The organism is Pseudomonas sp. NPDC089407 (assembly GCF_044900445.1).
Classification (GTDB): Bacteria; Pseudomonadota; Gammaproteobacteria; order Pseudomonadales; family Pseudomonadaceae; genus Aquipseudomonas.
This window is the reverse complement of record NZ_JBJDNB010000002.1, coordinates 252,515-267,832: the sequence shown is the minus strand read 5'-3', so window position 1 is coordinate 267,832 and position 15,318 is coordinate 252,515. Positions and strand designations below refer to the sequence as shown.

11 protein-coding genes are annotated in these 15,318 nt (G+C 53.8%); 9 read left to right on the top strand and 2 right to left on the bottom strand.

Annotated elements, in window-relative coordinates; genetic code table 11:
- Positions 1–230 precede the first annotated feature (230 nt).
- A complete protein-coding gene (locus tag ACI2KG_RS03175; protein ID WP_404660752.1) occupies positions 231–1,850 on the top strand; it encodes an FMN-binding glutamate synthase family protein in 1,620 nt (539 codons plus the stop codon).
- A 125-nt stretch (positions 1,851–1,975) separates the two neighbouring features.
- On the opposite strand, the gene ACI2KG_RS03170 is transcribed toward ACI2KG_RS03175, so the two are convergent.
- Entirely contained in the window at positions 1,976–3,394 is a 1,419-nt protein-coding gene (locus ACI2KG_RS03170) for an amino acid permease (protein ID WP_404660751.1), read from the bottom strand.
- 430 nt (positions 3,395–3,824) lie between these two features.
- Here ACI2KG_RS03170 and ACI2KG_RS03165 point away from each other — a divergent pair, with 430 nt between their 5' ends.
- Positions 3,825–6,959 carry a transglycosylase domain-containing protein gene (locus ACI2KG_RS03165; protein WP_404660750.1) on the top strand — a complete coding sequence of 1,045 codons (3,135 nt, stop codon included), beginning with the start codon at positions 3,825–3,827 and terminating at the stop codon, positions 6,957–6,959.
- A gap of 482 nt (positions 6,960–7,441) precedes the next feature.
- Complete coding sequence (locus ACI2KG_RS03160) at positions 7,442–8,134, top strand: GntR family transcriptional regulator (protein WP_404660749.1); 693 nt, start codon at positions 7,442–7,444, stop codon at positions 8,132–8,134.
- Here the strand turns inward: ACI2KG_RS03160 and ACI2KG_RS03155 are convergent.
- Positions 8,129–9,283, bottom strand: coding sequence for a D-alanine--D-alanine ligase family protein (locus tag ACI2KG_RS03155; RefSeq protein WP_404660748.1), 1,155 nt, complete (start codon positions 9,281–9,283; stop codon positions 8,129–8,131). The genes ACI2KG_RS03160 and ACI2KG_RS03155 overlap by 6 nt on opposite strands.
- On the opposite strand from ACI2KG_RS03155, the gene ACI2KG_RS03150 reads away from it, so the two are divergent.
- From ACI2KG_RS03150 to ACI2KG_RS03125, 6 genes are all read left to right on the top strand, one after another.
- Complete coding sequence (locus ACI2KG_RS03150) at positions 9,282–10,907, top strand: B12-binding domain/radical SAM domain-containing protein (protein WP_404660747.1); 1,626 nt, start codon at positions 9,282–9,284, stop codon at positions 10,905–10,907. The genes ACI2KG_RS03155 and ACI2KG_RS03150 overlap by 2 nt on opposite strands.
- Complete coding sequence (locus tag ACI2KG_RS03145) at positions 10,900–12,075, top strand: aminotransferase class I/II-fold pyridoxal phosphate-dependent enzyme (RefSeq protein WP_404660746.1); 1,176 nt, start codon at positions 10,900–10,902, stop codon at positions 12,073–12,075. Before ACI2KG_RS03150 ends, ACI2KG_RS03145 begins: the two co-directional genes overlap by 8 nt.
- A gap of 16 nt (positions 12,076–12,091) precedes the next feature.
- A complete protein-coding gene (locus ACI2KG_RS03140; RefSeq protein ID WP_404660745.1) occupies positions 12,092–12,589 on the top strand; it encodes a hypothetical protein in 498 nt (165 codons plus the stop codon).
- 91 nt (positions 12,590–12,680) lie between these two features.
- Positions 12,681–12,986 (top strand): hypothetical protein, encoded by a 306-nt coding sequence (locus ACI2KG_RS03135; protein WP_404660744.1) that lies wholly within the window; start codon positions 12,681–12,683, stop codon positions 12,984–12,986.
- Positions 12,976–14,160, top strand: a complete 1,185-nt coding sequence (locus ACI2KG_RS03130; protein WP_404660743.1) for a cysteine desulfurase family protein — start codon at positions 12,976–12,978, stop codon at positions 14,158–14,160. The genes ACI2KG_RS03135 and ACI2KG_RS03130 overlap by 11 nt, the downstream gene beginning before the upstream one ends.
- A 1-nt stretch (position 14,161) precedes the next feature.
- Entirely contained in the window at positions 14,162–15,079 is a 918-nt protein-coding gene (locus ACI2KG_RS03125; RefSeq protein ID WP_404660742.1) for a D-alanine--D-alanine ligase, read from the top strand.
- Positions 15,080–15,318 lie beyond the last annotated feature (239 nt).

Genomic DNA, 15,318 nt, shown 5'->3' with positions numbered 1-15,318 from the left:
CTGCATATTGTTGTAGGAGCGGGTTTACCCGCGAATGCGATGGTGAGGCTAGCGACGCATTCGCGGGTAAACCCGCTCCTACAACGGTATGCGTCCCGCCCGATTGATTAGGGTCGATTCGAGAATGATTTTCGCTACCCCGATTTTAATTTGCAGGGCCTGGCAACTTGGCTATGGTCGGGGTTTGCCCCCAGGCCCTGAGCCTGACCGCGCCATCGCAAGGACCCCGTATGAGCCTGTCACTTCTCAGCCGCTACGCCTTCTTCGCCGCTTGTGTACTGTTCACGTTGGCGAGCCTGCCCTTCATCCACCACGAATGGTTGTGGCCGTTCACCCTGACCACCGGCATCCTCAGCCTGATCGGCCTGTTCGACCTGTTGCAGCAGCGCCATGCGGTGCGCCGCAACTACCCGATCCTGGGCAACATCCGCTACCTGGTCGAAGCCATTCGCCCGGAAATCCGCCAGTACCTGCTGGAGTCCGACAGCGACGCCCTGCCATTTTCCCGCGCGCAGCGCTCGCTGGTGTATGCCCGGGCCAAGAATGAAGCCTCGGACAAACCGTTCGGCACCCTGATCGATGTGTACGAATCCGGCTTCGAGTTCATCGGCCATTCCATGCGCCCGGCGCCACTGACCGACCCGGCCAGCTTCCGTGTCATTGTGGGTGGGCCACAGTGCAGCCAGCCGTACTCGGCGTCGGTGTTCAATATCTCGGCGATGAGCTTCGGCTCGCTCAGCGCCAACGCCATCCGCGCCCTCAACCAGGGTGCCAAACTGGGCAACTTCCACCACGACACCGGCGAAGGCAGCATCAGCCCTTACCACCGAGAACACGGTGGTGACCTGGTCTGGGAGCTGGGCAGTGGCTACTTTGGTTGCCGCACGCCGGACGGGCGCTTCGACCCCGAGCGCTTCGCCGCCCGGGCGCGTGCCCCGCAGGTGCGCATGATCGAGATCAAGATGAGCCAGGGCGCCAAGCCCGGCCATGGCGGCATCCTGCCCAAACACAAGGTCACCCGGGAAATTGCCGAAACCCGCGGCGTGCTGATGGGCGAGGACTGCATCTCGCCGTCGCGCCACAGCGCCTTCTCTACCCCCATCGAAATGATGCAGTTCATCGCGCAACTGCGTGAGCTGTCGGGCGGCAAGCCGGTGGGCTTCAAGTTCTGCCTGGGCCACCCGTGGGAGTTCATGGGCATCGCCAAGGCCATGCTGGAAACCGGCATTCTGCCGGACTTCATCGTCGTCGATGGCAAGGAAGGCGGCACCGGTGCCGCGCCCGTGGAGTTCACCGACCATATCGGCGTGCCGCTGCGTGAAGGCCTGCTGTTCGTACACAACACCCTGGTCGGCCTGAACCTGCGCGACAAGATCAAGCTGGGCGCCAGCGGCAAGATCGTCAGCGCCTTCGACATCGCCAGCGTGCTGGCCATTGGCGCCGACTGGGCCAACTCGGCACGCGGCTTCATGTTTGCCATCGGTTGTATCCAGTCGCAGAGCTGCCACACTAACAAATGCCCGACCGGCGTGGCCACGCAAGACCCGCTACGCCAGCGCGCGCTGGTGGTACCGGACAAGGCCCAGCGGGTATTGAACTTCCACCACAACACCTTGCGTGCCTTGGCAGAGATGCTGGCTGCGGCAGGGTTGAACCATCCCGAGCAGCTGGAAGCCAAGCACCTGGTACGGCGCATATCGGCCACCGAGATCAAGCTGTTCTCGCAGATGCATGTGTTCTTGAAGCCGGGGGAATTGCTGACTGGCGAGGTGAATGGCCAGTTCTATTCGCGCATGTGGCAACTGGCGCGGGCGGACAGCTTTGAGCCGCACAGTGAGGTGGCCGCCTGACAGGCCCCTGGGGCTGCTTTGCAGCCCGATCGCGACACAAGGCCGCTCCTACAAGAGAACGCGTACTCCTTGTAGGAGCGGCCTTGTGTCGCGATGGGCCGCAAAGCGGCCCCGGCTATATCAAATCAGGACGCGGTACTGGCCACACCCTGCACTTCTTTCGGGGCCAACCGGAACGCGTAATACAGCACCGTCAACAGCACCAGGAACGCCGGGCCGATATACAGCGCCACACGCGTATCCTCGAAGTACGCCATCAGGCCGACTACCAGCACCAGGAACGCCAGCGCCAGGTACGAGCTCAGCGGCCACAGCCACATGCGGTACTTCAGCCCCTTGCGCTCGGCAGTGGTAAGCCCGGCGCGGAACTTCAGCTGCGCCAGCAGGATCATCACCCAGGTCCAGATCGCGCCAAATGTGGCGATCGAGGTCACCCAGACAAATACCTTCTCAGGCACCAGGTAGTTGGCCAGCACGCCCAGCAGCAGCGCGCCGATCGACAGCAGCAGCGCGTTGCGCGGCACGCCATTCTTCGAAGTGCGGGCGAAAGGCGCCGGCGCCTGGCCGTTCTGCGCCAGGCTGTAGAGCATGCGCCCGGTGCTGAAGATGCCGCCGTTGCACGACGACAATGCGGCGGTGATGACCACGAAGTTGATGATGCCGGCGGCGGTCTTGATGCCGAGGCGCTCAAAGGTCATGACGAACGGGCTGCCCTGGCTGCCGATTTCGTTCCACGGGTAGATCGACAGGATCACGAACAGCGCACCCACGTAGAACAACAGGATGCGCCAGAACACCGAGCCGATGGCTTGCGGAATGGTCTTTTGCGGGTTGCGTGCTTCGCCGGCGGTGAGGCCGATCATTTCCACGCCCAGGTAGGCGAACATCACCATCTGCAGCGACATCAGCACGCCGGTCACGCCGTTGGGCATGAAGCCGCCATTGCTCCACAGGTTGGAGATACCCACTGCCACACCGTCATTGCCAAAGCCGAAGGCAATGACACCGATGCCGCCGAGGACCATGGCGATGATGGTGACGATCTTGATCAGGGCGAACCAGAACTCGAATTCACCGAAGGCCTTTACCGCCACCAGGTTGACCGCGCCCATGCTGCCCAGCGCCGCCAGGGCCCAGATCCAGCGCGGCACGTCTGGGAACCAGATGCCCATGTAGATGGCCACTGCAGTGATTTCGGCCACACAGGTCACCAGCCACAGGAACCAGTAGTTCCAGCCGGTCAGGAAGCCCGCCAACGGGCCGAGGTAGTCTTGGGCATAGCGGCTGAACGAACCGGCGACGGGGTTGTGCACGGCCATTTCGCCAAGGGCGCGCATGATCACCAGGATGGCCAGGCCGCCGATGATGTAGGACAGCATGATGGCCGGGCCGGCCATTTCGATAGCCTTGGCCGAGCCAAGGAAAAGACCGACACCGATACAGGCGCCCAGCGCCATCAGACGGATGTGCCGTTCGCCCAGTTCACGCTTGAGCGGGCCGCCTTCAGTGGCTTGGCCATGGGCAGGGTGGTTGCCGACTGGCATAGCAATACAACCTCATTTTGTTATTGGATTTGACCTTCGTGCAGCACCGGCCATGCCGATAGGCGTGACGTTGGCTTGCCAGGCTGGCCTCGTGGGCCGGCCCGTATGCCGGAACAGAGCACCCGGCAGGGCGAAGGGGCCGAGCAGTATAGGAAGACCGTTGTAGGGATTTTCGCTGTATATACAGGAATAATCAGCAAGTTCTCTGGGGCCGCTGTCTCTTGTAGGAGCGGCCTGGCGTCGCGATGGGCCGCGCGGCGGCCCCAAAATCGCCCCGGCACCATAACAACATCGCCGTACCAAGAAACCCACACCAAAGCCGCATAGCCCTACGCCACCTTTCGCCACTTCCTACAAATTTTTCACCCTACCCGCTCAACGTCTAAGCTTCAGGCAAGCAAGACGAAAACACCTGGCCGGATAGAAGACTATGGGCGCACTGTGGCAATCGGAACCAAGCAGAACGGAAGCACCCGAGATACCTCCGGCCGAGACGCCACAACCCAAGTCCCCCCGTCAGCGTCGGCTATGGTGGCGGCTTATCATTCTCATCCTGCTGGTGGCACTGATTGCCATCGGCGTTGGCGCGTATGACGAATTCCGCACCTCGGAGCTGCAATCGCGCGAATTCAGCAAACTGGCCGGCACGCTGACCTATTCGCTGCAGCCCGGGCCCAGCGATGCCATCATCTACCCCGGTGACGGGCCATTCGACAAACGCCTGGGCTACAGCGCCCTGGGCGAGTTTCTGCCGCGCCTGCTCAAGCGCGACTACCTGATCAGCGAGCAGGTGAGGTTCTCGCCGGCGTTGATGAACTACGTCGATCATGGGCTGTTCGCCCCCTATATCGAGAAGATCCAGGCCGGCCTGTCGATCACCGACTGCCGCGGCGACATGCTGTACCAGTACAACTACCCGCAGCACCTTTACCCGGACTTTGCGGCGATCCCGCCGGTGATGGTCAACAGCCTGTTGTTCATTGAGAACCGCGACCTGCTCGATACCCAGGACCCGCGCAACAACCCGGCCGTGGACTGGCCGCGCTTCGCCAAGGCTGCCTACAGCCAGGTGGCCAAGTACCTGGCCCTGCCTGGCCAGTCAGCCGGTGGCAGCACGCTGGCCACGCAGCTGGAAAAATACCGTCACTCACCGGATGGCCTGACCGTGTCGGGTGCCGAAAAGATCCGCCAGATGGTCTCAGCCAGCGTGCGCGCTTACCAGGGCGGCCCCGACACCACCGAGGCGCGCAAGCGCATCGTGCGTGACTACCTCAACAGCGTACCGTTGTCGGCCGTGCCCGGGCACGGCGAAGTGCATGGCATGGCCGAGGGCCTGCGGGTGTGGTACGGCGCCGACTTCGACCAGGTCAACCAGGCGCTGAACGCCACCGCCACTGACCCGCAAAGCATGGCCGCCCGAGGCCTGGCCCTGCGCCAGGTGCTGTCACTGATGATTGCCCAGCGCCGGCCTTCGCATTACTTGTCCAAAGGCCGGGTCGAGCTGGCCGAGCTCACCAATTCGCACATCCGCGTACTCGCCGCCAACCAGGTCATCGAACAACCACTGGCCGATGCCGCGCTGGCCAGCAAGGCGGTGTACCGCGACTGGGTAGCACAGCCGACCATCGTGCCGATCGTTACCAACAAGGGCATCAGCCTGGCGCGCAACCGCTTGGCGGCCATGCTCAACCGCCCGCTGTACGACCTCGACCGCCTCGACGTTTCGGCCACCAGTACGCTGCAGGCCGATTTGCAATTGCAGGTCAGCCAGTACCTGAAAAACCTGGCCGACCCCGCCTTTGCGGCGCAGATCGGCCTGATTGGCGAACGCCTGCTCACCAGCAAGACCACCGACCAGGTGAGTTACAGCTTTACGTTGTTCGAGCGCACCGCTGACGGCTCGCGGGTACGGGTACAGACCGACAGCACCAACCAGCCCTTCGACATCAACGAAGGCAGCAAGCTGGAGCTGGGCTCCACGGCCAAGCTGCGGGTGCTGACCACCTACCTGGAAATCATCGCCGAGCTGCACGACAAATACGCAGGCAAGCCGCCCGCAGAGCTGAAGAAGGTGGAAGTCGCCGAACTCGACCGCATCACCCAGTGGTCGCTGGAATGGCTGGCGCAGAACAGCAAGAACCAGAGCCTGGACGCCATGCTCGACGCCGCGCTGGAGCGCAAGTACTCGGCCAACACCGGCGAGGCGTTCTTCACCGGCGGCGGCATGCACGTGTTCAACAACTTCCGCAAGGAAGACAACAACCGCAACCCCACCCTCAAGGACGCGCTGCGCGAATCGATCAACCTGCCGTTCATCCGCCTGATGCGCGACCTGGTGCGCTATGTGACCTACCAGCAGCCGTACAACCGCGTGCCGTTGCTCAAGGATGACGCCGACCCGCGCCGCCAGGAATACCTGGCACGCTTTGCCGACAAGGAAGGCACCAACTACCTGATGCGCTTCTGGAAGAAGTACCAGCGCAAGACCTCGCAGCAGCGCCTGGATACCTTCCTCGACAGCATGCGCGTGACCCCGCAGCGGCTGGCGGCGGTGCACCGCTACCTGTTCCCTGAGGCCGGGCAGGAAACCTTCAACGCCTTCGTCCGTGCCCACCTCAAGGGTGACAAGATCGCCTTGGGCAAGCTGACCGACGGTCGCCTGTCGGAAATGTACGAAGCCTATGGCCCGGGCAAGTACGACCTGCCCGACCAGGGCTACATCGCCAAGGTTCACCCGCTGGACCTGTGGTTGCTCGGCTACCTGTTGAAGAACCCGGGTACGACCCTGACCGAAATGGTCAACGCCAGCCGCTTCGAGCGCCAGGAGGTATACGGCTGGCTGTTCAAGAGCCGCCATCAGGGCGCCCGTGACAGCCGCATCCGCACCATGGTCGAGATCGAAGCCTTCCTCGACATCCACCAGCGCTGGAAGCGCGTGGGCTATCCGTTCGACCACCTGGTGCCGTCGCTGGCTACCGCCATCGGCAGCTCGGGTGACCGCCCTGCGGCCCTCTCCGAACTGGTCGGCATCATCCAGAACGACGGCGTCCGCCTGCCCACACTGCGCATCGATACCCTGCACTTTGCTGCCAATACACCCTACGAGACCAAGCTGCTCACCGACCCGGACCGCGGTGTGCGGATTCTGCCGGTCGAAGTGGCGCGCGCACTCAAAGGCGCCATGTCGCAGGTGGTGGATGCAGGCACTGCGCGGCGCATTTCCGGTAGTTTCAAGCTGCAGGACGGCACACCACTGGTGATGGGCGGCAAGACCGGTACCGGTGACAACCGCATCGAAAGCTTTGGTGCCGGGGGTCGGCTGATCGGCTCGCGTTCGTTGAACAGGACGGCCACCTTCGTGTTCTTCCTCGGCGAAAACCACTTCGGCACCCTGACCGCCTTCGTCCCAGGCCGCTCGGCGGAAGCGTTCAAATTTACCTCGGCGCTGCCGGTGCAGGTGCTCAAGGGCATGGCGCCGATCCTGATGCCGTACCTGCAGCCGGGCAATCCGAATGAGTGCAAACCGCCGCAGGTGGCACTCAACACTGCCGCGCAGACCATGTAGAACCAACCCTTTCACGGCACAGGGGACTGAAGGACCTCCGCTATTTCTAGACAGCGCCGCACGCTTGGGAGCGGGTACACAACTAAAGCGTTCAGAAGCCTTGCGCAGTGTAAACCTGTTGCGGCGCAGGTCTGGTGAACTCGCCAGGTCTTCCTTTAACGAGCCAAGCCGCTTGCCCTTTCCTACCTAGTACTGGATGACCCGAAATACATAAGCCAACACCCGCGCCCTTCCCTATCGTAAGCAATCCATCACCAAGCAGCGCCCCAAAAAATTACGTGCACCACATACAATCAGTTGGACGTTCACGATCACATAGTCAAGAACGGAGACCAGTAGATTTCCACACCACAGTGTCCCAATCGTGTTGCACCTCCCACCTTCCATTATTCTCGAAGAGCTTAACTCTAGATTCTGGCGGCCTAAAAGACTCTGTGATACCTTCGCCACCGCCATGAAGCTTGCTAGACTCGGAGATATGTATGCCTAACGCACTGGACAATTTTCACGTTCCCGAAAAGCATCGCCATAAGACTGCTATGGGATTTGTCGTGGAGTCGCTGCGCGAAGCTATATTGTCAGGAGCGATAGCTGAAGGTACGCAGCTGCGTCAAGAAGAGCTAGCATTAAAATTTGGTTTAAGCCGCATGCCTATCAGGGATGCCATCAGACAACTTGAAGCCGAAGGGCTGGTTACGTATGAGGCACATAAGGGTGCTTCTGTTGCAGTCATGACCATTGCGGATATTACCGAAATCTATGACATGCGAATCATGGCAGAGTGTACAGCACTCGATTTCGGTTTTGACAAGATTGTTGAAAACGATTTGACCTCGCTACATGAAATTGTCAGTGAAATGGAGAATATTACTGAACCACACCGACTCAGCGAGCTGAATGAGAAATTCCATCATTTATTGTACTCGAAAGCCGAGCGTCCTCGATTGCTGGCTCTGATCAAATCTTTACACGACTCAGTCGATCGTCATCTGCGTTTCTTATTGACGAATCTCGACTACCACAGGCAATCGCAGTTAGATCACATAGATATCTTGAACGCGTGCGTGCAGGGTGACCGGGTGTCGGCCCGACAGTACCTAGTTAGGCACCTGTCAGAGGGCCGTGATTCGATCGTTTCATTTCTTGAAGCCCGACGCAATCGCGGCCTTCTATAGCTGATCAGACGCGCTCCATAAAAGCGCACGATCAACTAATTCGCCTACCAGCCTAGGCAAGGAAAAACCAGAACATTCAAGCATTTTAGGATACATGCTGGTTTTCGTAAAACCTGGCAGCGTGTTGACCTCATTCAGCAAAATCGTTCCGTCACTTTTGAGAAAAAAATCGATCCTGGCATAACCTGAAAGTTCAAGGATTCTAAAAACTTTCTTTGACGACTTTTGTATGGAGTTGGCGATCGCTGGCGGCAACTGACAGGGTACGCAGATGTCCACCGTTCCAGTTAAACCATATTTTGCTTGATAGTCATAAAACCTCTGCCCCGTTTTGGGCACAATCTCCCCCAATGCAGAGGCAAGCAAACCACTTCTTGACTCCAATACACCACACTCTACCTCCCTTGCGGAAATTTCAGCCTCTATCAATACTTTGCTATCTATCCTCGCCGCGTCGGTATAGGCCTGTACATATTCGGACTCATTTGTAACCCTAGATACCCCTATTGATGATCCTGAAGTCGCAGGTTTTACAAAAAGGGTTGTGCTACCCAGGCACTCGACAACCTCATCCCATGAACGCATGGTTCTCATCGCTATCCATGGCGACACAGCAATTCCCGAGTAACTGAGCAACCGTTTGGTTATGTCTTTGTCCATCGATACCGCAGAGCCGAGCACTCCAGTCCCGACACATGGAATGCCGCACATCGCTGCCAGGCCTTGCAGGGTCCCGTCCTCTCCCCAACGTCCGTGCAGCGCAGGGAAAAGCAGGTCGATTTCAACTTCACCTGATCGTTGTCCGTTCAACGCATATGTCAGCGAGCATCCGCCTGGGCGCAGTGAAACTATGGGTGCAGCGCAGTTCACCTCCCCAGGAAAGGCGCCCGGCTGCCCCTGATACCTCCAAGTTCCATTCCGCTCAATCCCAATGCAATGCACACGATGGCCTAACGCCATGAGCGCAGCGTGTATCGCTGCGGCTGAGCGCAAGGATACGAAATGCTCAGTGCTTCTCCCTCCGAAAATCAGTGCAATCACAATTTGTTTCATTTTAGCTGCCTCGCTGGATCGGATTTTGGCTACTGTATCCAATATCCAACAAGAATAACAACGGCCAATCGCCGAAAGCGAGGTAACGAACACCATGCTCAATCCCACCAACCGGAATTGCTCAAGTACGTGCTCCCATGACGTGCACACCTGCTGCTCCAGACAAGCAATCCGAGCCATCGCAGTGTCTGCGCCTGACTGCATAAAGGGCACCAAATCGCGTAAGGCCCTGAACAGTCCGGATCCCGTTAGCCTTTTCAATGCCTGTCGCTGTGCTGCGAATGCGGCGCTACGAGCAGATGGTGCTTGGGGTAAAAGTAACTGGGCACAAACTGGTAAAGAGCTCAGGAACAGTTTTCTACTAATGTATTCACTGGATGACATGCATCAATTCAGAGATCTCCTGCAGGCTGAACGTCCAAACATAGTGTTCATCGGCGCAATGACTTTGTGCATGCCCGGCGCTATTGAATGCGCAAAGTTAGCTAGAGAAGTATTGAAAAATAACGCTTTGATAGTACTCGGTGGCCGACACGCAAACGAAACCATCTTCTTGACGGAGGAGAGTCAGCGGCTTCAATCAGCAGTTATACATCACACCGCGTCGCCAGGACGACTTATCAGAGAAGGGAAAATTCCACCTCTTTTTGATGTCATCATTTCCGGTGAAGCCGAATTATTGATCAAGCAGATCGGAGAGTTGGTCACACAGTCCCCGCACCACCCCACCCGCTATATTGCTAACCACCTTGATCGGCGAGTCGCCGGGCGCTGGATTATTGACTTTCCGCACCTTGGCAAGACACTGGTAAGCGCTGGCATTCCTTTAAAACACGATGAACTGCCGTCCGTTGTTGAGACATTTGGAATTACAGCCTCCTTTGAAGTCTTTCGTGAACGAATGACCTCACATGTCTTCAGTGATACCGGGCCAGGATGTGTTTATGACTGCGCTTTTTGTAGCGAGCGTAGAAGCGTGACCGGAAATATTCAAGAAATCAAGAGCGCCGCCTCGCGTCTCTACAAACAGTTCAAAGTAACCGTCGATACGGTAAAACAAGACCATCCATACAAAAAAGCGAGTGCATTCGTTGAAGACTCTATATTTCTCAGCGGTAGCCCTCGGGCCATAAATCAACTGTGCCACCTACTAGAGCAAAACCCGCTAGATATTGTTTTCGGAGGCCAATTCACCATAGATCAAATCATCAACAAGATGGATATAATTGAACGTCTTGCGCAAAATGGCCTCACATATGTATTCATCGGCTTAGAGACGCTGGAGCCCGATGAGATTGGCGGCTTGAGCAAAGATCTTGGAGGCAAAAAAGATACTTGGGAAAACCGTTTTATCAAAGTCCTAAACATTCTTAAAAACAATGGAATTTCCTGCGGATGTGCCCTGTTGTTCGGTCTAGGGGAGAAACGTACAAGCCGCAAGAAACTAATACAGAGGCTAGCACTTTTCAAAAAAGATATAGGACAGCCGATTCTCATTAGCGCAAATTGGGCTGTTAGACACCCATTAAGGAGTGACGACGAAACTGATAGTGAAGATTTTCTACGCTGGGGAACGCCTGAGGGCGAACTCCTAGAGTACTTTCACAGTTTTGGCGAAGCTTCCTTAGAATATCCTTTACCCAATGTTGCGCCACCTACAGTCAACGAGGTTAAGGAAGTTCATCATCTATTAAAAGATTTCGAGGCAATCCGTGTCTGACCTAAAATTTAGCAAATTAGCCCAAATAGGAATTTTCCCAGTAGGTAACACCTCCCTTACTCATACACCAAGTATTGAATGTACTACCTTCCTAGCCGATACGGTTCAGCAACTCCCTAAAATAAATCAACGCAATCTTACAAGCATTAACGACCAACCTCTTAACGACCTCTATTATGGAGGGGTGGATACTCCAACTACTCGACAATTGGCATCAAAAATAGCAAGCATTGAAAAAGGTCAATTTTCAACACTCACACCATCTGGACAGTCGGCAATCAGTTTGTTGCTTTTAAGTTTTCTCAAGCCTGGCGACCATATACTTGCCATTGATACAGTCATCTATTCAACAAAATGGTTACTTGACAACTGTCATAACATGGGCGTTACAGTCGAATATTTTACACCTGCCGACGCCTGCACATTGAATTCCAAACTGAGGAAGGAAACCAAACTGATTTTCATCGAAAACCCCGGCTCCATCACGTATGAACTCATTGATATCTGCACAATTGTCAATTCATGTAGTGCCCATCCAGCGCTCATTGTTATCGACAACACGTGGGCAGCATCGATTTTTCAATATCCGTTAGAAATGGGTGCTGATATCAGCCTGATCTCAATGAGTAAAACACACGCCGCGATCGAAGGTGTCTCATTGGGCGCACTGATCACACGACGCAAGGATCTTTATGTAAAGATTAAGACAACCTCTGCTTTAATTGGAAATCATGTTAGCTCGCACACCTGCGCCGCCGCTATACGAGCACTCAGCACACTGGGTGCCCGGTTATCGTTTCAGATGAATACAACTCGCGCAGCCATCAAATATCTCGAAAGCACTCAACTATGCAGTAAAATCTTGCACCCTACAACTCAATACACAGATGACACTCTGCGCCAACTCAAGATAAATGGATTTAACAGTTTACTGACTCTTGAACTCTCATGTTCCAGTGATGATTTAACAAGAAGAATGAACCGACTGAGGCTTATCAAAATCGGGTATGGATGGGGAGGATCGATAAGCCTTATAAATATTGCCGAGACTAGTAACCTGCCATCGGCAAAACGCCTCAACCTTAGCACTTCATGTGTAAGACTGTATTTAGGACTGGAGGGTCCAAATGATCTACTGACAGACCTGGGCAACATGCTTAATAACTGAATTCAACCATCCCATCATGAGACTTGATAATATGCGGAAAATAGCCACAACAGAATCATATTCGTTTAGTGAAAAAACACTTCTCGGAAAAATTCACGACTTCATTAGTCGCCATAACTTCGACACTCTCCACGTCATGGCTGGCCACTTCATGTTATTTTATGATCCTCAAGGCAAACACCTAGTACCGGGCATATTCGAAGACATCCAAAATCCCGTTCTGCAGGAACAAGTAAAATCTCGTGTTGGCATATTTCCTACATACACGTGGAAACTTGCAATAAAACTTGCCGAGCTCCAGTTAACTACCAACAACATATCGGCGAAATTCATACTTCTAATAAACGACTGGCAGTACATACCGGGCGAGCCAAACGACACAGACTACAGGGCCGAGTTCTACAAGCGCTTTACAAAACTGCCAGACTCTTACCTTTCATTACTGGAAGCGTCGAACATCATTTCAACCAACAATCTTTGCCAAAAGTCGGAAACACTCAATATGTTTCCCTGAGACTTGGCTTAAAAATCGTTTTCGAAATGAGGCTGCGCGCTTAGTTAAACAGAGAAAACTCGAAAAACGGTATCTACCGGATAGACCAGAAATGTCAGAAATTTCATTCACTGACTCTTCAGGTATAACTTTACCACTAATCAGTTGCGGCATGACTGGTTGTGCGGGCGAAATAACGGAACTGATTTCTGAGGCCTATAAATCAGGCGCTCGTCTCTTAGTAATTTTTGCACCAAGCGAATGTCATGCGCCGATTCGAAAAGGCATTGAAATCGCACTATCACTCTATGACTTCGAATCCGTCAGCATATTGGTAGCAGATTTGGGAGGCTCTGGAGAGTTCACACCGGAGGAGATCTTCACCAAAGGTGCTCAAGTCATCACTTATGAAACCTGAGAAATACACCATGCCTCAGACACCTATTATTTACTTAGACGCCGCATCAACTACTCCGTGCTCAGATGAAGTTATCCAGGAGATGCTCGAATTTAGCAAATCAACCTTTGGAAATCCATCCTCCTCCCACCTTATGGGCCGGCTTGCAAGATGTGCTATATGCGAAAGCACTTCAACCATTGCAAAGCTGCTCGGTTGCCGAACAAGCGAGCTTATATTTACCTCCGGAGCAACCGAGAGCAATAACATTGTGATTCTTGGGTCTACGAAACCACACCAAGGCAGTAATATTATAGTATGCCCCATAGATCATAAATCCACCCTTGCCGCGGCAGAAGAATTAGAGCGAAGAAATATCGAAGTCCGTAAAATGCGTGTAACTTCGAACGGACGGGTAGATATCGATCATCTCAGCAGCTTGCTCGACGAACGCTCAACCTTACTTTCAATTTCCTACGTCAACTCTGAAATAGGAACATTTCAAAACTTGAAAGAAATAAGATTAGCGCTCAATAAAAACCCGCATACATTATTCCATGTCGATGCTGCCCAAGCATTAGGAAAAATCCCAATAAACCTTAAAAAGCTTGGAGTTGATTGCGCCTCGTTTTCTGCGCACAAGATAGGCGGTCCAAAAGGGATCGGCATTCTCTATGCTTCTCAATCTGCAATCTCACGCTTGCAACCTCTTACATTTGGCGGTGGACAGTCACCACTTCGAAGTGGAACCCTACCTACACAACTTATAGTCGGCTTCGGTGCGGCTGCGCGCCGTATACAACTACAAAACAATCGTGACTCTTGGAATGCTGCTTCTCAACGTAGAACAGCGATCCTCGAGATTTTTAAAGCTTATAAAATACCGTACTTGACCAACTCCCCTAGATTTAAATCTACCCCCCACATCCTTAATATCACCATCACCGGAATTCAAGCTGAAACATTGATTAGCCACCTTGGACACGTATGCATCTCATCCGGGTCAGCTTGCAACGCTCATGACTTAAGGCCTTCACATGTTATCACGGGCATAGGGCATGATATGAAAAGAGCCACCAGTTCAATTCGCCTTTCATTCACAAGCGACACGGATATTGACCTAATCCGTAACGGAGCTGAAGTCATTTGCAAAACCATATCAGCATTGAGCCAGACCTCTCACAGGAGCAATTAAGATGAATAGCAATATTGCCATCATAACTGGGGGCGACTCCTCAGAACGGGATGTTTCTCTTCAGACCGCCGATGCCGTATCTAATTCCTTAAAGAAATCAAAGGTCCGCCATGAAACATTCACGATAGCTAATTTTAAAGAACTTCTCGAACTAGACCTTAGTAAGTTTACCCGCGTGTTTCTTGCCCTCCATGGCGGCTTCGGTGAAAATGGAATGGCTCAGAGTTATCTTGAGGCCCTTGGGATGCCTTACAACGGCCCCTCTCCCCAAGCCAGCGCAGTATGTATGGACAAGCTTCTTACCAAGCACATCGCACAGGGTTTAGGCATCAGTGTCGCAAACTACATATATTTCAAGTCCAAATGTAATATTGATTTTCAAGCAGCAACGGCACACCTCGGTACTACGTGCATTGTTAAGCCAAATCGCGAAGGCTGCAGTTTTGGCGTCTCCCTTGTCCGTGACAATGCTGTTGATTTTTTGACAGCAGTTAAACGAGCCGAAGCATTTAACACAGGAGTTCTCATCGAAGAATTCATTACAGGGCCAGAGCTATCAGTATGCTACTACTATGGCCACTTACTTCCCATTTACACAATTGATTTCGAAAACGACTTTTTTTCATACGATGCCAAGTTCACCTCCACGAAAACAACAGCCACACTTACCACTCTCGAGAAAAACTGCCATCAAAAGCTAAACGTTAATTGCCTAGCCATTGCACAAGCACTAGAACTCGACTATTTTCGAGCAGACTTTATTATCCAAAACTCAACACCGCATTTAATTGAACTCAACACGCTTCCTGGATTAACTAGTCACAGCCTTTTTCCAAAAGCGTGCTTGGAACATGGCATTCCTTTTGACGACTTGATTCTCCGCCTAAACAACTTACACGACAGTTTTCAAACACCCTAAACACATGATTTTCTCAAATGATAAGCCAGTCAAAAGAAATTCATGCAAAATTTAGGCGCCCACCTGCAGCCTAGACTCGACGCGACAAAATACCTTTCAGCTTTGGCAGAGAATGAATAAATTATTTGAGAAACTTATTCATACTAGGGCTGCTTTGCGGCCCTAGCCCTGTATAAAAAGTGTCGGCCGCATAGAACATGCCATCAAAACAATAGCAGCGAAGCTTTGGGAAGGTCGTC